General features: G+C 55.7%; 18 protein-coding genes. 7 read left to right on the top strand and 11 right to left on the bottom strand.

The window, feature by feature from the left end; genetic code table 11:
- Positions 1–130: 130 nt before the first annotated feature.
- Positions 131–1,162 carry a LacI family DNA-binding transcriptional regulator gene (locus J3P89_RS22025; RefSeq protein WP_434569565.1) on the bottom strand — a complete coding sequence of 344 codons (1,032 nt, stop codon included), beginning with the start codon at positions 1,160–1,162 and terminating at the stop codon, positions 131–133.
- Positions 1,163–1,378: 216 nt separating this feature from the next.
- On the opposite strand from J3P89_RS22025, the gene J3P89_RS22020 reads away from it, so the two are divergent.
- Positions 1,379–1,912, top strand: a complete 534-nt coding sequence (locus J3P89_RS22020; protein ID WP_434625629.1) for a gluconokinase — start codon at positions 1,379–1,381, stop codon at positions 1,910–1,912.
- Positions 1,913–2,004: 92 nt separating this feature from the next.
- Positions 2,005–3,357 carry a GntP family permease gene (locus tag J3P89_RS22015; RefSeq protein ID WP_305496305.1) on the top strand — a complete coding sequence of 451 codons (1,353 nt, stop codon included), beginning with the start codon at positions 2,005–2,007 and terminating at the stop codon, positions 3,355–3,357.
- A gap of 162 nt (positions 3,358–3,519) precedes the next feature.
- Here the strand turns inward: J3P89_RS22015 and alaC are convergent, their stop codons facing one another.
- Positions 3,520–4,734, bottom strand: a complete 1,215-nt coding sequence (alaC, locus tag J3P89_RS22010) for an alanine transaminase (RefSeq protein WP_434695642.1) — start codon at positions 4,732–4,734, stop codon at positions 3,520–3,522.
- Positions 4,735–4,942: 208 nt separating this feature from the next.
- Here alaC and J3P89_RS22005 point away from each other — a divergent pair, with 208 nt between their 5' ends.
- Both J3P89_RS22005 and J3P89_RS22000 read left to right on the top strand, forming a co-directional pair.
- Positions 4,943–5,605 (top strand): LysE family translocator, encoded by a 663-nt coding sequence (locus tag J3P89_RS22005; RefSeq protein ID WP_305496303.1) that lies wholly within the window; start codon positions 4,943–4,945, stop codon positions 5,603–5,605.
- Between the two features lie 79 nt (positions 5,606–5,684).
- Positions 5,685–6,173: a GyrI-like domain-containing protein gene (locus J3P89_RS22000; RefSeq protein ID WP_434695641.1), complete on the top strand. Its 489-nt coding sequence runs from the start codon at positions 5,685–5,687 to the stop codon at positions 6,171–6,173.
- A gap of 66 nt (positions 6,174–6,239) precedes the next feature.
- Here the strand turns inward: J3P89_RS22000 and J3P89_RS21995 are convergent, their stop codons facing one another.
- The 7 genes from J3P89_RS21995 to J3P89_RS21965 all read right to left on the bottom strand — a co-directional run bounded on the left by J3P89_RS21995 (position 6,240) and on the right by J3P89_RS21965 (position 13,133).
- A complete protein-coding gene (locus J3P89_RS21995) occupies positions 6,240–6,926 on the bottom strand; it encodes a dTMP kinase (RefSeq protein ID WP_434695640.1) in 687 nt (228 codons plus the stop codon).
- Positions 6,923–8,059 (bottom strand): radical SAM protein, encoded by a 1,137-nt coding sequence (locus J3P89_RS21990; protein WP_434695639.1) that lies wholly within the window; start codon positions 8,057–8,059, stop codon positions 6,923–6,925. The genes J3P89_RS21995 and J3P89_RS21990 overlap by 4 nt, the downstream gene beginning before the upstream one ends.
- A 29-nt stretch (positions 8,060–8,088) precedes the next feature.
- Positions 8,089–8,922 (bottom strand): inositol monophosphatase family protein, encoded by an 834-nt coding sequence (locus J3P89_RS21985; protein WP_434695638.1) that lies wholly within the window; start codon positions 8,920–8,922, stop codon positions 8,089–8,091.
- On the bottom strand, positions 8,919–9,974 hold the full coding sequence (locus tag J3P89_RS21980; protein WP_434695637.1) for a hypothetical protein: 1,056 nt from the start codon (positions 9,972–9,974) through the stop codon (positions 8,919–8,921). Before J3P89_RS21980 ends, J3P89_RS21985 begins: the two co-directional genes overlap by 4 nt.
- A gap of 3 nt (positions 9,975–9,977) precedes the next feature.
- Positions 9,978–11,312: an MATE family efflux transporter gene (locus tag J3P89_RS21975; RefSeq protein WP_434695636.1), complete on the bottom strand. Its 1,335-nt coding sequence runs from the start codon at positions 11,310–11,312 to the stop codon at positions 9,978–9,980.
- Between the two features lie 61 nt (positions 11,313–11,373).
- Complete coding sequence (locus tag J3P89_RS21970) at positions 11,374–12,429, bottom strand: hypothetical protein (RefSeq protein ID WP_434695635.1); 1,056 nt, start codon at positions 12,427–12,429, stop codon at positions 11,374–11,376.
- 218 nt (positions 12,430–12,647) lie between these two features.
- Positions 12,648–13,133: a GNAT family N-acetyltransferase gene (locus J3P89_RS21965; RefSeq protein ID WP_434695634.1), complete on the bottom strand. Its 486-nt coding sequence runs from the start codon at positions 13,131–13,133 to the stop codon at positions 12,648–12,650.
- A gap of 140 nt (positions 13,134–13,273) precedes the next feature.
- On the opposite strand from J3P89_RS21965, the gene J3P89_RS21960 reads away from it, so the two are divergent.
- From J3P89_RS21960 to J3P89_RS21950, 3 genes are all read left to right on the top strand, one after another.
- On the top strand, positions 13,274–13,699 hold the full coding sequence (locus tag J3P89_RS21960) for a YybH family protein (protein WP_434569559.1): 426 nt from the start codon (positions 13,274–13,276) through the stop codon (positions 13,697–13,699).
- A gap of 56 nt (positions 13,700–13,755) precedes the next feature.
- A complete protein-coding gene (locus J3P89_RS21955; RefSeq protein WP_434695633.1) occupies positions 13,756–14,100 on the top strand; it encodes a YciI family protein in 345 nt (114 codons plus the stop codon).
- 85 nt (positions 14,101–14,185) lie between these two features.
- Complete coding sequence (locus J3P89_RS21950) at positions 14,186–15,421, top strand: RNA polymerase sigma factor (RefSeq protein WP_434653452.1); 1,236 nt, start codon at positions 14,186–14,188, stop codon at positions 15,419–15,421.
- A gap of 210 nt (positions 15,422–15,631) precedes the next feature.
- Here J3P89_RS21950 and J3P89_RS21945 read toward each other — a convergent pair whose 3' ends face one another.
- Positions 15,632–16,975 carry an imelysin family protein gene (locus tag J3P89_RS21945; RefSeq protein ID WP_434695632.1) on the bottom strand — a complete coding sequence of 448 codons (1,344 nt, stop codon included), beginning with the start codon at positions 16,973–16,975 and terminating at the stop codon, positions 15,632–15,634.
- Positions 16,976–17,120: 145 nt separating this feature from the next.
- A complete protein-coding gene (locus J3P89_RS21940) occupies positions 17,121–19,172 on the bottom strand; it encodes a putative bifunctional diguanylate cyclase/phosphodiesterase (protein ID WP_434569555.1) in 2,052 nt (683 codons plus the stop codon).
- Between the last annotated feature and the right edge of the window lie 174 nt (positions 19,173–19,346).

Here is a 19,346-nt window from a genome sequence, read left to right as displayed (position 1 = left end):
TTCCCATGCCGTCGTGCCAGATCCCTGGAATCAAAGGGCTGCAGGCGAGAGATATGGGGTAGGGCGGCCATTCCTTGCCGTTCGTCGGCATGGTTCGTCGGCATGGCTCGGCCGCATCCTGCCGGGCCACTCAGGTGCTTTCGCGGACCTTGAGTTCGAAGCCCAGGTCCACCACCGGCTGGGCGATGCGGTTGCCAGCCATCAAGGTGAGCATCTGTTCAGCGGCACGGCGGCCGATGGCTTCCCGTGGGGTGCTGATGCTGCTCAAGCGCGGCACCATGTGGGCCGAGGCGGGCAGGTCGTTGAAACCGAGGATCGAAACCTGCTCGGGGATCCTGATACCGCTGCGCAACGCTTCGAGCAGGGCGCCGTGGGCCAGGTCGTCGTTGCCGAAGAAGATCGCATCGACGTCCGGATGGCTGGCGAGCAACTGCAGGAACAACTCGCCGCCCAGGCCCACCGATGACGGACGCGGCGTGAGTATTTCCAGGTCCGGGTCGTAGAGCCCGGCCTCCTGCAATGCGCGCCGGAAACCTTCGCCGCGCAACAGCGTGCGCTGGTCCAGTTGCGCGCCGATGTAGGCCAGGCGCTTGCGGCCTCGGGAAACCAGGTGTTCGGCAGCGGTTTCGCCGGCCTTGAGCTGGGAGAAGCCCACACAGTTGAGGCCGGCGCCCGGGTCCAGTTCCATCATGTACACGCAGGGAATGTTGCTGGCCTCGATCATCCGTCGAGCGCTTTCGGTGCGGTCGAACCCGGTGAGCAACAATCCTCGCGGCTGATAGGCCATGTAGTTGCGCAACAGGTCCTCTTCTTCATCCCGGGAATAATGGTAATTGCCGATCACCACTTCGAAGCCCTTGGGCCGCAGCACGCGATGAATGGCTTCGAGAGTGTCGATGAACAACAGGTTCGACAACGATGGCACCAGCACCACCACCGAATGGCTCTGGGCCGAAGCCAGGGCGCGGGCGGCGGGGTTGACGACGTAGTTGAGTTCCAGGGCGGCCTGGCGGACCTTGTCCACCAGTTCGACGGCCACGGTGCTGACGCCGCGTAGCGCACGGGAGGCGGTGATCGGGCTGACCCCGGCCAGGCGTGCGACTTCGTTGAGCGTGGGGCGACCGGTGGTGCGAGTATTCTTATCGTTTTTAGGGGCGGTCATCAGGGCGGCTTGCCAAACAAAAATCAAGGCACTAAGGTAGCGCTGTCTCGGCGCGGCTGCAAATGCGTGAGCAGGGTTTGCCTGATCCCCTGTCCGCTGGCGTCGTGGACGTACATGCTGCAACCACAAAAATGACAAGAAGGCGTCGGCAACTTCTGCTTTTGCTGCGGTGTCATAACTGGCAAAGGTAGCGCTGTCTGCGCGCTGAGGTGTTACATGAATAATCCAATCACCGCCCTGGTCATCATGGGCGTTGCCGGTTGCGGCAAAACCTGCGTCAGCCAGGCCCTGTGCCAACTGAGCGGCGCCACCGCCATTGAAGGCGACACTTTCCACCCTGCGGCCAACATCCAGAAGATGAGCGCCGGTATCCCCCTGAACGACGACGACCGTGCCGGCTGGCTCGACAGCCTGTGCGACGAGTTGCGCCGTGTCGACGCCGTGGGTGCGCGCCCGGTGCTGACCTGCTCGGCCCTCAAGCACAGTTATCGCGAGCGCCTGCGCAGCGCCTTGCCGGGCCTGGGCTTCGTATTTCTTGAACTGACCCCGGAAGTGGCCGCTGATCGCGTGTCCCATCGCCCGGGCCATTTCATGCCGTCGACCCTGATCGACAGCCAGTTTGCCACCCTTGAATCTCCTGTCGGCGAGCCCCTGACCCTGGCTCTGGATGCGTCCAGCCACAGCGTTGATGAACTGGCCCGCCAGGCTTACGTCTGGTGGCTGGCCCACGGCCTGAAGCTCGCGAGCTGAAGCGTGAACAATTTGCGTCAGAAAGATAGCGCTGTCCCGACGGCTTGAAAATAACTGCTTCAATAACAACAACAAATCAGGAGACACCTCCCATGTTCGGCATGTCCCACGAGACGTTCCTGCTGCTAGATGCAGTGGTTACGGTGATCGGACTCATCGTCCTCATCACCAAGTTCAAATTCCACCCGTTCATTGCACTGACCATCGCCGCCGCGTTTCTCGGCCTGACGTCGGGCATGCCGACCGGCACCATCATCAAGGCGTTCCAGGACGGCTTTGGTGGCGTGCTCGGTTTTGTCGGCATCATCCTGGCGCTGGGCACGATGCTCGGCAAAATGATGGCCGAGTCGGGCGGCGCCGATCAGATCGCCCAGACCCTGATCCGTGCCTTCGGCAAGGAGAAGGTGCAGTGGGCCATGATGTTCGCCGCGTTCCTGGTGGGCATCCCGCTGTTCTTCGAAATCGGCTTCGTGCTGCTGATCCCGCTGGTGTTCATCGTCGCGCGCCGCACCGGCGTGTCGATCATCAAGATCGGTATCCCGCTGCTCGCCGGTCTTTCCGCCGTCCACGGCCTGGTGCCACCGCACCCGGGTCCGCTGCTGGCGATCGGCATCTTTGGCGCTGACATCGGCAAGACCATTCTCTACGGCCTGATCGTCGCGCTGCCGACCGCCATCATTGCCGGACCGATCTTCGGTACGTTCATCGCCAAGCACATCCCCGGTCATCCGAATCAGGAGCTGGTGGACCAACTGGCCCGTGAGACGAACGCCGCCGAACTGCCAAGCTTCAGCATCACCCTGATCACCGTGCTGTCGCCGGTATTCCTGATGCTGCTCAAGACCTTCGCGGATGTGGCGCTGCCGGACGGCAACCTGTTCCGTGTCTGGATGGACATGATCGGCCACCCGATCTCGGCCTTGCTGCTTGCGTTGCTGCTCTCGCTGTACACCTTCGGCTACAAGCAGGGCATCGGTTCCAGCCAGATGCTGAAGTGGCTGGACGCGAGCCTGGCGCCGACGGCGGCGATCATCCTGATCATCGGTGCCGGCGGTGGCTTCAAGCAGATGCTGGTGACCAGCGGCGTGGGTGACGTGATTGGCCACATGGCCGTGAGCGCACAGATTTCGCCGATCCTGCTGGCCTGGCTGGTGGCGGCGGTAATCCGGATTGCGACCGGTTCGGCGACCGTGGCGACCATTACCGGTGCCGGGATCGTGGTACCAGTGGTGGGGATGATGCCAGGGGTGAACCGTGAGCTGCTGGTACTGGCGACCGGCGCCGGCTCGCTGATCCTGTCTCACGTCAACGATGCGGGCTTCTGGCTGGTCAAGCAGTACTTCAACATGACCGTGGCCGAAACCTTCAAGACCTGGACCGCGATGGAAACCATCCTGTCGGTGGTGGGGCTGATCTTTATCCTGTTGTTGTCGCTGGTGATCTAAGACATCCTGGACTTACTGTGGCGAGGGAGCTTGCTCCCGCTGGGCCGCGAAGCGGCCCCAATCCAGTCAACTCCGATTCATAGAGTGAGGCGACCGGTTTGCGACTGCTTCGCAGTCGAGCGGGAGCAAGCTCCCTCGCCACATAAAAATTGTGGTTGGCTGTCAGGTTTGTTTGCCAGCCAACCCATCCGCCCGGAACATCCCGCGGATCCCGCGTACCGCCTGGCGAATCCGGTCCTGGTTCTCGATCAGCGCAAAGCGCACATGATCGTCCCCATATTCCCCGAACCCCACCCCCGGCGAGACGCAGACCTTGGCTTCGGCCAGGAGCTTCTTGGCAAACTCCAGTGAGCCCAGGTGCGCATAGGCCTCGGGAATCTTCGCCCAGACATACATCGATGCCTTGGGATTCTCCACCATCCAGCCCAGTTCATGCAGGCCCTTGACCAGTACGTTGCGGCGCTGGCGGTACTGCTCGGCGATGTCGCGCACGCATTGCTGGTCGCCTTCGAGTGCGGCGATGGCGGCCACTTGCAGCGGGGTGAAGGTGCCGTAGTCGTGGTAACTCTTGATCCGCGCCAGGGCGCTGACCAGTTCCGGGTTACCCACCATGAAACCGATGCGCCAGCCGGCCATGTTGTAGCTCTTGGACAGGGTGAAGAACTCTACCGCAATGTCTTTCGCGCCTGGCACCTGCATGATCGACGGGGCTTTCCAGCCGTCATACACGATGTCGGCGTAGGCCAGGTCGTGGATGACCAGTACGTCGTATTGTTTGGCGAGGGCGATGACCCGCTCGAAGAAGTCGAGCTCCACGCATTGCGCGGTCGGGTTGGACGGGAAACCGAGGATCATCATCTTCGGCTTGGGGATCGAACCACGAATGGCCCGTTCCAGTTCATCGAAGAAATCCACGCCGGGCACCAGCGGCACCGAACGCACCTGGGCGCCGGCGATCACCGCGCCGTAGATGTGGATCGGATAGCTGGGGTTGGGCACCAGCACCGTGTCGCCCTGGTCCAGGGTGGCCAGCATCAGGTGTGCCAGGCCTTCCTTGGAGCCGATGGTGACAATGGCTTCGCTTTCCGGGTCGATGTCCACTTCGTAGCGGTCCTTGTACCAGCGCGAGATGGCTCGGCGCAGGCGTGGGATGCCTTTGGAAGTGGAGTAGCCGTGGGTATCTTCGCGCTGGGCGACGGTGACCAGCTTCTCGACAATATGCGGGGGCGTGGCGCCGTCGGGGTTACCCATGCTCAAGTCGATGATGTCTTCGCCGCGCCGACGCGCAGCCATCTTCAGCTCGGCAGTGATATTAAATACGTACGGGGGGAGTCGATCGATGCGCGCAAAGCGGCGCGGCGAACCTTGTTCGGCCATTGTTGCCTCGAGATACGTGAGCGCCCGGAACCGTCCGAGCGACGTCGGCCAATGCGTTGGCCTGCGGCGCAAGATAATCGGGCCAATGGCGGATTGTCCAGTAGCCGCGCCGAACTATTTTCGACGACACTGTCGCCCTGGCTGCGCCACCGGCGGTGGCCGTAGCGGCTTGTCGGACCTGTCTTACCCAATTGTGATGGAATGAATAATGGAATTTTCCAGCGGCTTCCTGCTGAGCCTTTCCTTGTGCCTGGACATCGGCGTGGCCAATATCGCGATGATCACCCTGGCGATGCAGCGTGGCTATTTCCAGGGCTTTGCCCTGGGCCTGGGCACCTGCGTAGGCGACCTGGTCTATGCGGTCCTGGCGCTGGCCGGGATGACTGTCCTGCTGCAATACGAAACGGTGCGGTGGGTGCTGTGGATCGGCGGTTCGGTGCTGTTGCTGTATTTCGCCGCGAAGATGGTTCATTCGGCGATCTTTCACAGTGCGGTGCTGGCCGAGGCCGGCGAGGTCCGGGGCAACTCGTCTCGGCAGGAGTTTTTTCGCGGGATTTTCCTGGCGATGTCATCCCCCAGCGCCATCCTCTGGTTCGCGGCGGTGGGGGGTACGCTCATTGCCCGCTCAGGGGGTGGCACGGTAGTCAGTTCGGCGCTGTTTCTGAGCGGATTCCTCTGCGCCGGGCTGCTCTGGAGCGCCGGCCTGTGCCTGGCGGCAACCCAGGGCGGAAAATTGTTGGGGGATAAATTGCTGCGTTATTCCTATTGGGCATCGGCGGCGATTTTCTGCTATTTCGCCGTCTACGTGATCGTTTCTGGCTACAACGAGTTTGTCGGAACAACCGCCTCGGCTGTCCCGCCTGGACTCTGACAAGCGAAACGGCCTGGCAATCACCGTTTGGGTTCTATACTGCCAAACCCGACTTCAAGTTTTCCGGAGTGTCGAAGCAATGGAATCGCAAAAACGCGTTAATGCATCCGAGCCGCGCTTCGAGCAAGGACGCTTTCAGCTAATCGCCGGTTTCGGCGCGCGTTTTACCCAGGATACCGCCCAAGACATCCCGCTGCTCTGGGAAAAGTTTCTGCCCTGGCTTGGCAAAGTGCCGGGGCAGAAAGACGAAGTGACTTACGGCGTGTGTTGCAACCCGGACGGTACAGGCGGCTTTGAATACATTGCCGGCGTGGAGATCAGCCGGCTTGACGACCTTCCGGAACAATACCGCTGGATCGAAATCCAGCCCGGGCCCTACGCCGTGTTCGAGCACAAAGGGCCATTGAAGAATCTTTCGGACACTTTCCAGTACATCTGGAAGGAATGGTTGCCGCAGTCCGGCCACCAGGCAGCGGATGAGCCTGAATTCGAGCGCTACAGCGAAGACTTCAACCCGCGGACGGGGGAAGGCAGCCTGGAGATCTGGATACCCCTCAAAGCCACCTGATCGAGGCATATCGGCGGGGAATTAGATCCCCGCTTGGCAACGCTTAGCTTCGTAGCTCTGATTGTTCTACGCTCCTATAATTATGTTTCGCACTGAGCTGACGGCTTTATCGAGGACGGCTTCCTCACTGAGGTCGGTCGTATCGATGCTTATCCAGTTTGCTAAACCACACAGCTCGTAGCTGGATCGGACCTGATTTTGATAGGTGATGAAACTGTTATAACGATCCTCATTGCCTCCATCATAGGCGCCACTCTCGCTAAGCCGAAAAGCCCCTTTCCGTTGCGCCGCGCGAGCTGGATCAACGTCCAAGAAAATGACCGCATCCGGAGTTCTGATCGTAGAAAAGATGGCCAAAGCTTCTTCTGCCAAATCGGAATTCTTAAGTAAAAAACGAGCCAGATATTTATAGTACCAACCGTCTGCAATGCAACTGATTCCAGAATTGATTAAGGGAGTAATGGCGGCGTAATCGGTAGCTTGAAACCAAGCAGCTATTAAATTTATCCAATGCCTGTCACCCAGCTGATCCAGCGGGGCATCGTCTGGGTACTCCCAGAGTATTTCGCGTATACGAGACATGTGGAATTCCGTATATCCAGATGTTACCGGTGGTCGATTCTTGTCTATATAGCTAAGGCCGGGAAAGGAGTCGAAGATTTTACTATATGTTGCTCTTGCTATCGTAGATTTTCCCGCACCATCAGTGCCTTCAAATGCAATAAACATTGATCGTTCAGTTAAGTTGTTCATGCGAACCCCTTCAGATAGGCTTCAGTGTCCAAGGAGTTGCGGCCACTTCCCTCAATTAATGGTTTGAAGCCCTCCCTCTGATATATCTCCGACATTTTTTTTCCAAGCGATTTCAAAAAATCTAATGAAGGGCGCTGCCGGTTGGCGTATTGAGAACCGGCATCAGGATGAAACACCGCCACAGCAGGTACTACTCCCATTACACCGAAGTGCTCGATTCCTTCGATAATCGATTCTAATGGCTCCATCCCCGCGACGAACCCAGCGTAAACGTTACCGCGCCCCAACACGTCCACCGCCGCTTCGAAAGCCGCAAGAAAGCGTTCACGAGTGAAATCACGAGATTTTCCGGGACAGACCTTAGAGAATAATTCGGGATCGAATACTTCCAGGCTCATCGACATATTGTTTCCGACGGTTTTAAAACGCTCGAAAAGGCGGAAGTCTTTAGGAGGCATGGAAATCAAGTGATAATCCAATGTGCTATTCGCGTCGGTATTCTTTACCCGCTCAAGGAGGTCTAAATGTATTGAGTAGCCCTTGTCATAGTTTGGGATTGTGCCACCATTTAATAGAACCCTTCGATATCGATTACGCTCCTCGGTAATGGCCATGGCCACAGCCTCACCTGCCAAGCTGCCCTTTATTCGCATCTTGTGATCAGAGAAACTCTTTCTCGCAGAACCTAACGAACAAAACTTACATTCATGGCCGTCATTGAAATAGTAACAGTGGCCTGGTGAGAAAATGCCGAGAGTCGAGTTGCCATATGCGGTTAAATGTTGTTCGCATAGTTCGCCGTTACTCAGGTGCGCTCCATAAAATGCGGGTCTCTTGGGGAATGAGATTTCAATTTTTCTATTTCCTTGTTTGAGTATGGGCGTTTCCCGCTCCAAGACTATAAAATAATCTGAGTTTGGATTGTAGTTGGCTGCAACTATGATTTGTTCATTTAGAATGAGTTCTTGCGGAGTGCGAATATTTGAACTAACGATGACGCTGTCGCCCGTGCCGTAAGCACGCCTTTTTTCAATGTGGTCAGTCGCAGCTTTGAAATGCTCAAGGAATTCTCGGGAGAAATTTACGCCATGGCATAATATTTCAAGTTTAAGATTTACCATGTCGATTAACATAAGCTATGCCTCTACCATCTAGTTAAATATCATATGATAAGTTTTATTAGCTGTGCGGATGATAATGCGATCAATGTGCCCCTGTCAGTGAGCGATTCTTCTGATGGGGGGAGGGAATATCTTACTTTTCCTGTGCCGTCAAACATTGCGCCACCTGCTTCTTTGAGAATCAATTCTGCCGCGGCAATATCACAGCTACGTTCGTGTCCTGGTGTGCTGACATCAATAAAAGCGTCAAGGATGCCAGCAGCAATCAGGCATATTTCTAACGAGGAACAGGAATAGATGCGGACTTTATTTGCGCTCCATAATAGGTTATCAATTATTTTTTTCTGGCTGTCTGTGTTGGGGCGGTGAAATGAAATGCGCATATCATCTATATGGCTGACTTTTCGAGTCTTCAATCTTTTTACAATGATGGGTGACTGCAAATAGGCCCCTTCACCTAGTGCTGCGGTAAAAACCACATCTCTCGATATGTCGTAAACCCAGCCGAAAATATAAGAACTGCCGTGGTAGAGCGCTACGCTGGAAGTATAGGAGGGAAATCCCAGCATGGCGTTGTGTGTGCCATCTAAAGGGTCTATGAGGAGGGAGAAGTCTCCGTGGTTACCAAGTACAATTTCTGAGGTGCTGTCCTCTGAATAGATTGTTATGTGTGCGTCGATATTGGATAAGCTATTTAGCAATATTCTTTGGCACTCTACGTCGTACTCGGTTAGTGTGGTGTTAAGGATATCCTCTAGGTGAGTGCTAGGTAGGCAAATTAGCGTGCCCGCCCAATAGCGACGTAATTCTTTTCTTGCTTCATAAAGGCATTCTTCTAATTGGTAAATGTGTTTTTTACTAAATAGAGGTCTCATGTCGATGGCTCGTTATAAGTTGTTTGTGCCAATGGTTTCTGTCCAGTTGAGGCGTGAGTTTTTACTTCATACAATCGACCTGCATAGACCGCATAGTCGGCGCTCATGAAGGCGCCGAAAGATTTTGGAAATAACGCTAAGGTCTTTATGTTGACTTTGTATCCTAAAGTGCTTCTGATTAAGTTTGCTGCTTGTATTAAGCTTCCTCCGGTATAAGATTTGTCTATGATCAGCCAAGATTCATCTGTTAGAGGCGGTGTTGGAAAAATGTCTCGGAAGGCATTGTTTCTTGAAAGCATGCCAGCATCGTTTTGTCGATGAATCTCCGAAAAAAAGACATTGCTATCTCCCGTTGCGGTCATATAGCCAAGCGCAAGCGGTAAACCAGCTGATAATAAAAATAATTTGTTGTTCGATATCTGTTCAATTTCGTGCCAAATATCATGGTCTTCATAAATGAATCTAGTATTAAGGGAGCTGCTGCTGTTCCAATGCTCATGCGAGATGTAGCGACTATAGAACGCGCAAAATTTATTGTGAAAATTCAAGGTGGCGTCACTCATGTTTATGAGTGGCAGGTCTTTATTAATGCCGCGCACCGCTCCTGGCTCATTGGTAGGAAAAATACCTTTGCGTAGGTGCAGAAACGCCTGTTTGATAAGTGATTTTTTTACCTCGATTAAACGAGACTTTGAAGGGCCCGCAATAGCTATTTCTGGCGATAATCCATCACCTCTTACCCTGCAGATTTCTCCATGAGCCCAATTTCGCGTCCATACGTCCAGGTAATCCCATATTCGTACAACGGCTTGTTCTGTCATTCCATCGTAGATTCGCTCAAGATTACTGAGGTCACATACCATTTCTTCAGGATGGCGAAGATCGAAAGACGCTCTTTGAAGGTGACAGCCGTTCTGTATGGCATGTCGGTAGGTGTAATAATCATTGGTCTTGACACCACTTAATGTCCTCCATGCATGATGTCGGCTAATAATAGTAATGGGGACGGTGTGATGGTCTGATGTGTGTGACGTAGGATTTGCGTGTTTCATAGTTTAACTCGCAATCGTATCAGAGATTTTGGAGGTTGGGCGTCGCTTTATTTGCCGGTGAGGGTAGTGGTGAAATTTGTACGCCAGACGCCAAGTTAAAAGCAGCATCAAGAGCAATGAGCAAATGACCAAGGCTAAAAATATAGAGTGGACGCTGTCGTCATAAAAAGACAACAGAGCAATAGCACAGATAATGCCGACGATGTTTAGCGACGACACGGTTAGTAATGTTGGGACCCAAAAGTCACCCATGCCTCTCAAAGTCATTCGGGTGATCACGTAAATATATTCGAATGCTAGAAAGGGGATGGATATCAGAATGTTTTTTTCGATAAGTTTTCTAGTTTCTATGTGTGAGGTGTAAATTATAGAGATATAGTCGTTTAGAAAGTAACAGGCCAGCAGTACGGGTGCAATTGTAAATAATCCAAGCTTAAGCCCATGAGTATAGGTTGCGCGCAAAGAGTCGAGGTCTTTTTGGATGTGGTGTCGAGCGCATGCGATTCCTATCGCGTTTCCCATTCCAATTGCGATCATATATACAAAGCTGAGAAAGTTAAGCGAGGCTTGGTACGCTGAAAGGCTGAAGTGATCGAGGCTGTTCGATATGAGGGAGAGCAGAAAAAATAATAAGCTTTCTCCTCCGATGCACAATGCTAGTGGTAGCCCACTTATCAGATATTGGCTATATTTTCTTATGGGTATATGTCTTGAGTGCTGGAATTCAGGAATATATTTGTGTATCTCTTTATTGAAAAGTACGAGGGCTGCGCCAGCAAAAAGCCATCTTAGGTTGGAATAGATTAGCGTGAATTTTATTAAGTCTATGTCTGCATTGGTCGTTATTAAAATGACACAGGTTAGACAAAAGATGGTGTTTAAAGTCCAGATGTAAATGAGTTCGTATTCTGTTTTTTTAACGGTTGTGAAAAAATTGAAAATAACAATCTGCAAATATAAGGCAGGTAATGAAAGAGAGAGTGTTAGAAGGGTGTGGGCTTGTTCCGAGTTGCTTCTGTCGGAGGGGGAGATATAGACATAAAGCATTAATCCAATCGCGATCGATATGCCGAGTAGATATGCGAGTCTTAGAGAAATTATTAAGTGCGCCTCAGTCTCATCTGCGTTAAGGTTTGCGGATCCGGCGTCCGCAGTTAGCATTATTGAGAAAAGTCCAATTCCAACTACGGTCAGGAAAGAAATATAGGCCCATGCGAGTGATGCATGGCCAAGAGAGTTAACCATGTAGTGGCCAGCAAAGGACAGATAGAGAAGTGGGGCCGTCAGGTCGCCTAGCCTTGATACTGTTAAAAAAATGGCAGTTCGGGTGACTTCCATCTGGGTCCACCGCTGATTATGTAGTACCTAGAAAAGTGGAGCGTTTAAATATTGGCTTTGCTTAGTCCCACTCTTTAAGCAAACTGATCAAGGAGGGCGTCCCTTGTGCTGCGAAATATTTTTTCCTGAAATGGTACTCGCACATTGAAATTCTGTGTTTCGTTTGTTTCCGTTTGTCGAACTCATTGTCTAGCGCTGTGAGAGATTGTTTTGCGGAAGGATAGGGGTGTTTCTTTAAAAGCTGTTCAATGGCTAAGAATAATTGATCCATATATTCAAGTCCCTCTTGTATATAAGATCGACATTCTTTCTCCGTGGTTGCACCTTGGCGGGCTAGAACGAAGAACTTATTTTTTATTTTGTCGAATCCTTTAACTCTATGCATGTTGGAATAGATCCACTTGTAATGCTTGTTCGTCGTTCCGGCTAAATACGTGAAACTCATGCTGGTCTTCAACAGCATGTCTCGCACGATTTCACAACCCATCCATAAGTTTCCTGACTGCCAGCAGCCCTGGACATCTTGGAAGGCATAGAATACGGGTAGTTTTTCACGGTGAGATACATAGATGTGCTTTTCTATCGGTATTTTTGATTTTAATTCGTTGAATTTTTCTTGGTTTATAAGTGCAAAACCAATTAGGGATCTGTGTATTATATTGTTCTCTGTATTGGATAAAATTGGGCCGTAAAGAACCCGTTGGTCGGAGATTATTTCGTTGAAAGCTTTCTCGATATTGGCGATTATTTTGTCAAATTCAGTGAATGTTATGTAGTCGACATCAATGTGGATACTTGTTTTACCATAGAAGTCTGTGGTGTTGTGGACTTCTTCCTTCTGTGTTATGTGATGGTAGTCAATGTCAGTTACCAGCGCGTGCCCACTTTCTTTGATGGAATCTGCTTTGGGGCGTTGGTTGCAAAAGACGATGCAGTCAATGTCGGAATGAACGGTACCAATACCTTCAATTAACGAACCCGAGACGATGAGGGCGCTTGCATCTTCCAAAAAAGCTCTTTTACGCAGGTAGTCTTTGGGTATTGAAACTCTTCCGTCCAGAACGGAAATTTCATTTTCGTTTATTTTTGAGGATGAAGTTTTTACAAGAGCAGTCATTGGAACTGTCCTTCTGTGTTGCGGCGAAGATGAAAATAGAGGCTCGTTCCAAAAAACGAGTCATTGAAGGAGAGGTATACGGAGGCCTCTTCTAATTAGAACTTATAGTATCGCTCTGAGCAGAGCGTCAATTGCTGCAAGCAAAATCAGAAGTGTCTTACAGATGCTGGTTTCAACAATACAAAGAAGCACGGGTGATTGGTGTCGACTCCGTTGGGCTAAAACACCAACCCCATCCGCCGTTCATAACCGATTCGGCCCTTGTAGGCCTCGCCGCTGTCGACCCAGCCCAGGCGGGTGTACAGGCTGATGGCCGCGTCGTTGTCTGCATCCACCGAAAGCTCAAGCCCCTTTATTTCCGGCCATGCCGCTCGGGCGACGGTGGGTAGCGCTTGCAGGCAGGCCTTGCCGTAGCCTTTGCCTTGAGCCCGGCGGTCTACCTGCAAGGCGTGCAGGGTGGCGCTGTGTTCGTTGGCCCAGGCGGGCAGTACGGGTGGCCGCTTGAGCAGCAGGAACGCGACGGGCACTTCGTCGGCCAGCAGCGCAAAACCCTTTACCCCAGGGGCGGGCCTGGACAGCAGCGTATGCAGCGCACCATGGATATCGCCGGAAAACCTGATCTGTTCGGGGTGGATTTCGATGGCTTCGACCTGTTGCCGTTGCAGCGCGGTCAGGTCTTCATAGGGTACGAGCTGAGCAGTCACGAAAACGTCCATTGTTGCCGACAGAATGAGGCCTGGATTCTAGCGAAATTTTTTCTTTGGATTATTTTTGTTTGGCTGTCGATTCACTGTTTCTCCAGACGACTAAGGCTGTCTCTAACAAAAAACTGCGGAGAACCACCATGAATACCGAAACCGAAATCCAAGCGTTGATCGACACCTATCGCCAGGCCGTCATGGCCAAGGATGTGGAAAAAGTCATGGCGCTCTATGACGACGATATCGTCTCGTTCGATGCCATCCAGGCCCTGCAATTCAAGGGCAAGACCGCTTACCGCGCGCACTGGGAAGCCTGCATGGAAATGTGCCCTGGCCCGCACAAGTTCGATTTCCATCAGGTCCAGATCACGCCGGCCGAGAACATCGCCTTCGCCCATTGGCTGGCCTATTGCGGCGGCACCAACGACAAAGGCGAAGAGCAGGCATGCTGGATGCGTGTGACAGCTTGCTACAAGCGTACGGCCGGCGCGTGGAAGATCGTCCATGAGCATTGGTCGGCACCGTTCGATCCGATGGCGGGTACGGCGATATTCGACTTGCAGCCCTGATCGGCTACGGTTTCCTCCTGCCACCTTTGTCGATCAGTTCGATCACGGAGCTTTCCATGAAGTATTTATGCCTGGTGTATAGCAACGAACAGGCCCTGCACAACTCTCCCGACAGCCCTGAGGACGCAGAGTGCATGGCTTATGCCGAGTCGATCCAGGGCAGCGGCCGCATGCTCGCCGCCGAAGCCCTGGAGTCGGTGCAGACCGCCACCACGGTGCGTATGCGCGGCGGCAAACTGTCGATTACCGACGGCCCGTTCGCCGAAACCAAGGAGCAACTGGCGGGCTTCTACCTGATCGACGCCAAGGACTTGAACGAAGCCATCCAGGTCGCCGGGCACATCCCGGCGGCCCGGGTAGGCTGCGTCGAAGTCCGGCCGGTACGCCAGCTGAATCCCTGAACGACAATCACAACGGGATGATTTTCATGAGCCGTGAACCTGCTTTGTTGTCCATCAGTCCGATCACCCAAGGCCTTCCCGGCTGATGTCGGCCGAAGCGGTCAAGGCGCGGGTCGAGCAGGTTTATCGCCAGGATTCGCGGCGAATTCTGGCGACGCTGATTCGCCTGCTGGGAGATTTCGATCTCGCCGAGGAAGCCTTGCACGAGGCGTTCTTCGTCGCGGTCGAGCGCTGGCAGCGCGACGGCGTGCCGGACAATCCCCGGGCCTGGCTGGTGTCGGCCGGGCGTTTCAAGGCGATTGACAGCCTGCGTCGGCGGGCGCGCTTCGCGGCGTCCCAGCCGATGCTGATCGCGCAACTCGAAGCGCTTGAACAGGCCGAGTGGAGTGACGAGGACGTGGAAGACGACCGCCTGCGGCTGATTTTCACCTGTTGCCACCCGGCCCTGGCGGCTGATGCCCAGGTGCCGTTGACGCTGCGGGAAGTCTGCGACCTGACCACCGAGGAAATTGCTCGTGCGTTTCTTGCCGCGCCGGCAGCCATCGCCCAGCGCATCGTGCGGGCCAAGGCGAAGATTCGCGATGCGAAGATCCCCTATCAGGTGCCGTCCCGCACGGAGCTGCCTGAACGACTCGACAGCGTGCTGCGGGTGATTTACCTGGTGTTCAACGAGGGCTATTCAGCCTCGATGGGGGCCGAGTTGACCCGCGATGACCTGACCCGCGAAGCCATACGCCTCGCACGCCTGCTGCTGGAGTTGCTGCCCGAAGCTGAAGTGATGGGCCTGTTGGCGCTGATGCTGCTGCACGAGTCGCGGCGGCCCGCGCGAATGTCGATGGCCGGCGATCTGGTCTTGCTCGATGAGCAGGACCGGTCGCTATGGGACCCGGCAATGATTGCCGAAGGTTGCGCGATGGTCGAGGCCGCGCTCAACACCCGGCGGTTCGGACCGTATTGCCTGCAAGCCGCGATTGCTGCGGTGCACGCCGAAGCGCCGAGCGCCCGGGAGACCGATTGGCCGCAGATCGTCGGCCTCTACGATGTGCTGTTGCGGGCCGTGCCGTCGCCAGTGATCGAACTCAACCGCGCGGCCGCCCTGGCCAAGCGCGATGGGCCGCAGGAGGGGCTACGCCTGGTTGACGGGATACTCGGCAGGGGCGAGCTGCTTGACTATCACCTGGCCCATTCGGCGCGGGCTGAGTTCTGCCGGCAGTTGGGGCGAGTGGAGGAGGCGAGGGCCGCCTATCGACGGGCGCTTGAATTGACGCAGCAACTGCCGGAGCGGCGGTTCATTGAAGCACGGCTTGCCGGTTTGCAATGAGGGGAGTCGAGCCCATGCCCGTGGCGAGGGAGCTTGCTCCCGCTGAGCTGCGCAGCAGCTCCTTTTATTCAACTGACACGCCGCAGGGGGCCGCTTCGCGACCCAGCGGGAGCAAGCTCCCTCGCCACGGGGGGCTCCTTCATCCTGAACTGGCGGGCAACAGACAAAAAAGGCGACCCGAAGGTCGCCTTTTCAGTCAGCCGGCGTTGATCAGAACTCGTGATCAGCGTTGTCCGGGTTCAGGTCGCTGATACCCAGCTTGCCCGCAGCCTGTTCGATCGAGCCGGTCTGCTTGACCAGGGCGGCGATGGCGTCACGCACGATCTGGTTGCCAGCGGTGTTGCCGGCGGCGATCAACTGGTCGTAGTGCTCACCCTTGCTGGCGTGATCGACCATGACCTGGATCTTGGCTTCGGTGTCGGCCAGCTCGGCCTTGAGCGTGGTGTCGGCGGCCGGGTCGGCCTTGGCCACCAGGGAGGACAGGCTCGCGCCGGTCATCTTGGTGCCGTCGACGCGGGTGTACTCGCCCAGGTAGACGTTACGCACACCCTTGGCATCGTAGAAATGCGAGTAGTGGGTGTTGTCGCTGAAGCAATCCTGTTCGTCTTCTGGCGAGTTGGCTTCCAGGGAGACCTTCATGCGCTCGCCCGCCAGTTCACCCAGGGACAGGCTGCCCATGCCGAACAGCATCTTGCGCAGACCGGTTTCAGCCGGTTCGGCTTCCAGCGTGGCGCGGTAGTTGTCGGCGACGTTCGGTTTCCAGTTGCCGACCATTTCCTGCAAGTCGTTCACCAGCAGCTGGGTCACGGACTTGAGGTAGGCACGCCGACGGTCGTTGTGGCCGCCAGTGGCGCCGGCGCCTTCCAGGTAGTCCGAAGCCGGACGATTGCCGGCACCCGGGCCGGTGCCGTTGAGGTCCTGGCCCCACAGCAGGAATTCGATGGCGTGGTAGCCGGTGGCAACGTTGGCCTCGGAACCACCCAGCTCGTTCAGGCTGGCGAGTTTTTCCGGGGTGATATCTTTGACGTCGACCTTGTCTTCGCCGACCTGCACTTCGGTGTTGGCGATGATGTTGGCGGTAGCGCCCGGGTTACCCAGGGCGTGCTCGTAGGATTTGTCGACGTAGTCGATCAGGCCTTCGTCCAGGGGCCATGCGTTCACCTGGCCTTCCCAGTCGTCGATGATGGTGTTGCCGAAGCGGAACACTTCGCTCTGCAGGTAAGGTACGCGCGCGGCAACCCAGGCAGCCTTGGCGGCTTTCAGGGTATCGGCGTTCGGCTTGGCGAGGAAGGCGTCGACGGCGGTCTGCAGGGTTTTCGCGGTGGATTCGGCATCGCTGTAGACGGCGTAGACGATGTCGGCGTAGTGCGCGACAACGGCCTTGCCAGCGGCTTCGTCGATCTTGCCAGCGGCAGCGGGGGCAGCCGGAGCCGCAGTGCTGGCGGCCGGCGTTGGCGCTTGCGGCGCGGCCGCCTTGTCTTTGCCTTCGCCGCAACCGGCGAGGGAAATAGCGATGGCCAACAGACTGGCGGTAGCCAGAGGCATACGAATCATGGCGAACATCCTGCTTCGGTGATGAATGGGACAGGCGCGAGGGCGCGCAAAACTGCGACATAATGCGAAAGATTTGCATTATATGTAAAGAGCTGCGGCGGTAATATTTCTAGCGCAGGCAGCCCGCGGAGAAGGGGGGAAACAGTCAGATGATCGAGGCGTTGATGCGCTCGGCTTGCTTCAGATAGTTACCCAGCTCCCGTGCCGGCAACGGTTTGCTGTAGTAGTAGCCCTGACCTTCATGGCAGCCCTCGGCAATGATGTAGGCTTCCTGCTCGATCGTTTCGACGCCTTCGGCGATCACCTGCATGCCCAGGCTCTTGCCGAGCTGGATGATGGCGCGAACGATGGTCGCATCGTCTTCGTCATCGAGCAGGTCCTGGACGAAACTCTTGTCGATCTTGATCTTGTCCAGCGGCAGGCTCTTGAGATAACTCAAGGACGAATAGCCGGTGCCGAAGTCGTCGATGGCAATCAGCGCGCCGGAACGGCGCAGGCTCAACAGATGCTGGGCGGCCGTGGTGATGTCTTCCATCAGGCCGGTTTCAGTGACCTCCAGCTCCAGGCTGCGCGGGGGCAAGCGGTACATCTGCAGGAAATTGCTCACCACCCGGGGCAGTTCGGCGTGGTGCAGTTGCACCGTCGACAGGTTGACGGCCATGCGCAGGTCGACAAAACCCTGGTCGTGCCATTCGCGCAACTGTTTGCAGGCCTGGTCCAGCACCCATTCGCCGATGGCGATGATGGTGCCGTTCTGTTCCGCCAAGGGAATGAACAGGTCAGGCGGTACGAGGCCGTGCTCGGGGTGATGCCAGCGGATCAGCGCTTCGGTGCCGACCACCCGCAGGTCGCGGTAGCTGACCTGCGGCTGGTAGACCAGGGTGAACTGGTCGCGAGCCAATGCCTCGCGCAGGTCTTTTTCCAGTTCACGCCGACGGCGCATTTCACTGTCGACGCTGGCGATATAGAACTGGTAGCGATTGCGCGAGCGCGTCTTGGCCAGGGTCATGGTCTGCTCGGCTTTTTGCAGAAGCTTCTCGGTACTGTCGCCGTCTTCAGGGAACAGCGTGATACCGATGGTGGCCCGCAGTCGGATCCCCTGGTCGTCGAGGATGAATGGCGCTTCCAGATCGTCGAGGATGCTCTGGGCCAGTTCGGCGGCCTCGTAAGGCTGCTCGATATCGGCTTGCACCAGGGCGAACTGGTCGCCGCCCAGCCGCGCCAGGGCGCCGAGGCGTCCGCTGTGGGCGCGCAGCCGATCGGCCAAGGCCAGCAGCAACTGGTCGCCGGTCTGATAGCTGAACTGCTCGTTGATGCCCTTGAAGTCGTCCAGTCCCACACACAACACGGCCACGCGACGTTGCAGGCGCCCGGCGTCCACCAGGATCTTGTCCAGTTGTTGTTGCAGCTGCTGGCGATTGGGCAGGCCGGTAAGAAAGTCGTACTGGGCCATGCGCAGCAGGCTGTTTTCCGCTTCGTGGCGCAAGTGCGTGTTGCGCTCGATGGATTCGAGCAACTGGTTCGCGGTGTTGATCCACAGGCCGAGTTCGTTTTGTTCGTGGCCTCGTAGCTGCGGAATCTTGTGCGCGCTGGGGCGATCGGGGTTGATTTCGGTCAGGTGCTGGATAATCCGCGACAGCGGTTTGGTCAACAGCCAGTGATAGACCAGGTACAGCACCAGGCCCATGGCCAGGGCCCGGAGCATTCCGGAAATGAAAATGATCACCGAGCTGACAATGAAGCCCTGGCCGTAGGTGGCGGTGTCGAGGGTGATGCTCAGGTCGCCGTAATATTCACTGTAGGGCCCGCGTCCCACCAGTTGCGTGGTGAAGGTGCGTTCCTGGCCCAGGATCAGGTCGGTCAGCCAGCGGCTTTCGGAATGCTGGAGGGGTCGGGTCTTCTCGGCGAGCATTGTTTCGTGGGGGTGGCCGATGGAGGCCATGCGCACGGCCTCATCCTGGAACAGGCCTTCGATGACCTGCATGCCCATTTCCCGGTCGAGGCTGTAGACCGCCTGGGTGGAAGGATCGCGGAACATATCGAGGATGCGCTGGGCGTCGTCGGCGACGGCCCGATTGGTTTTGTAGGCATCGAAAACGATCTGGGCGCAGCTCAAGACCACGCCAACGATCAATGCCGAAAGGAGCACGACCCGGAGCAACTTCACAGACAAGCTGTTCTTGAGTTCCAGCTTCAAAGAGGGATTCCTTGTTCCGTGCGGGTAGCGTCAAGTTGCCATGAGTATTGGCAATCCTGTGATGTCAGTCAAAGGGACAATCCAACACAAGGCTTTTCGCCTGAAACCTGGCCGTTATACGGTGTTTGCAGAGTCTTTGCTCTACGACCATTGTTTCGGTTGAGGAGGGCCGCA

Source organism: Pseudomonas sp. Z1-14, assembly GCF_051132005.1.
Taxonomy (GTDB): domain Bacteria; phylum Pseudomonadota; class Gammaproteobacteria; order Pseudomonadales; family Pseudomonadaceae; genus Aquipseudomonas.
The sequence above is the reverse complement of the archived record's forward strand: the minus strand, read 5'-3'. Positions and strand labels throughout refer to the sequence as shown.

Bases quoted from the DNA above. Each gene is read 5' to 3' on its own strand.
- J3P89_RS22025 (WP_434569565.1), bottom strand. From the start codon at position 1,162: ATGACCGCCCCTAAAAACGATAAGAATACTCGCACCACCGGTCGCCCC.
- J3P89_RS22020 (WP_434625629.1), top strand. From the start codon at position 1,379: ATGAATAATCCAATCACCGCCCTGGTCATCATGGGCGTTGCCGGTTGC.
- J3P89_RS22015 (WP_305496305.1), top strand. From the start codon at position 2,005: ATGTTCGGCATGTCCCACGAGACGTTCCTGCTGCTAGATGCAGTGGTT.
- alaC (WP_434695642.1), bottom strand. From the start codon at position 4,734: ATGGCCGAACAAGGTTCGCCGCGCCGCTTTGCGCGCATCGATCGACTC.
- J3P89_RS22005 (WP_305496303.1), top strand. From the start codon at position 4,943: ATGGAATTTTCCAGCGGCTTCCTGCTGAGCCTTTCCTTGTGCCTGGAC.
- J3P89_RS22000 (WP_434695641.1), top strand. From the start codon at position 5,685: ATGGAATCGCAAAAACGCGTTAATGCATCCGAGCCGCGCTTCGAGCAA.
- J3P89_RS21995 (WP_434695640.1), bottom strand. From the start codon at position 6,926: ATGAACAACTTAACTGAACGATCAATGTTTATTGCATTTGAAGGCACT.
- J3P89_RS21990 (WP_434695639.1), bottom strand. From the start codon at position 8,059: ATGTTAATCGACATGGTAAATCTTAAACTTGAAATATTATGCCATGGC.
- J3P89_RS21985 (WP_434695638.1), bottom strand. From the start codon at position 8,922: ATGAGACCTCTATTTAGTAAAAAACACATTTACCAATTAGAAGAATGC.
- J3P89_RS21980 (WP_434695637.1), bottom strand. From the start codon at position 9,974: ATGAAACACGCAAATCCTACGTCACACACATCAGACCATCACACCGTC.
- J3P89_RS21975 (WP_434695636.1), bottom strand. From the start codon at position 11,312: ATGGAAGTCACCCGAACTGCCATTTTTTTAACAGTATCAAGGCTAGGC.
- J3P89_RS21970 (WP_434695635.1), bottom strand. From the start codon at position 12,429: ATGACTGCTCTTGTAAAAACTTCATCCTCAAAAATAAACGAAAATGAA.
- J3P89_RS21960 (WP_434569559.1), top strand. From the start codon at position 13,274: ATGAATACCGAAACCGAAATCCAAGCGTTGATCGACACCTATCGCCAG.
- J3P89_RS21955 (WP_434695633.1), top strand. From the start codon at position 13,756: ATGAAGTATTTATGCCTGGTGTATAGCAACGAACAGGCCCTGCACAAC.
- J3P89_RS21950 (WP_434653452.1), top strand. From the start codon at position 14,186: ATGTCGGCCGAAGCGGTCAAGGCGCGGGTCGAGCAGGTTTATCGCCAG.
- J3P89_RS21945 (WP_434695632.1), bottom strand. From the start codon at position 16,975: ATGATTCGTATGCCTCTGGCTACCGCCAGTCTGTTGGCCATCGCTATT.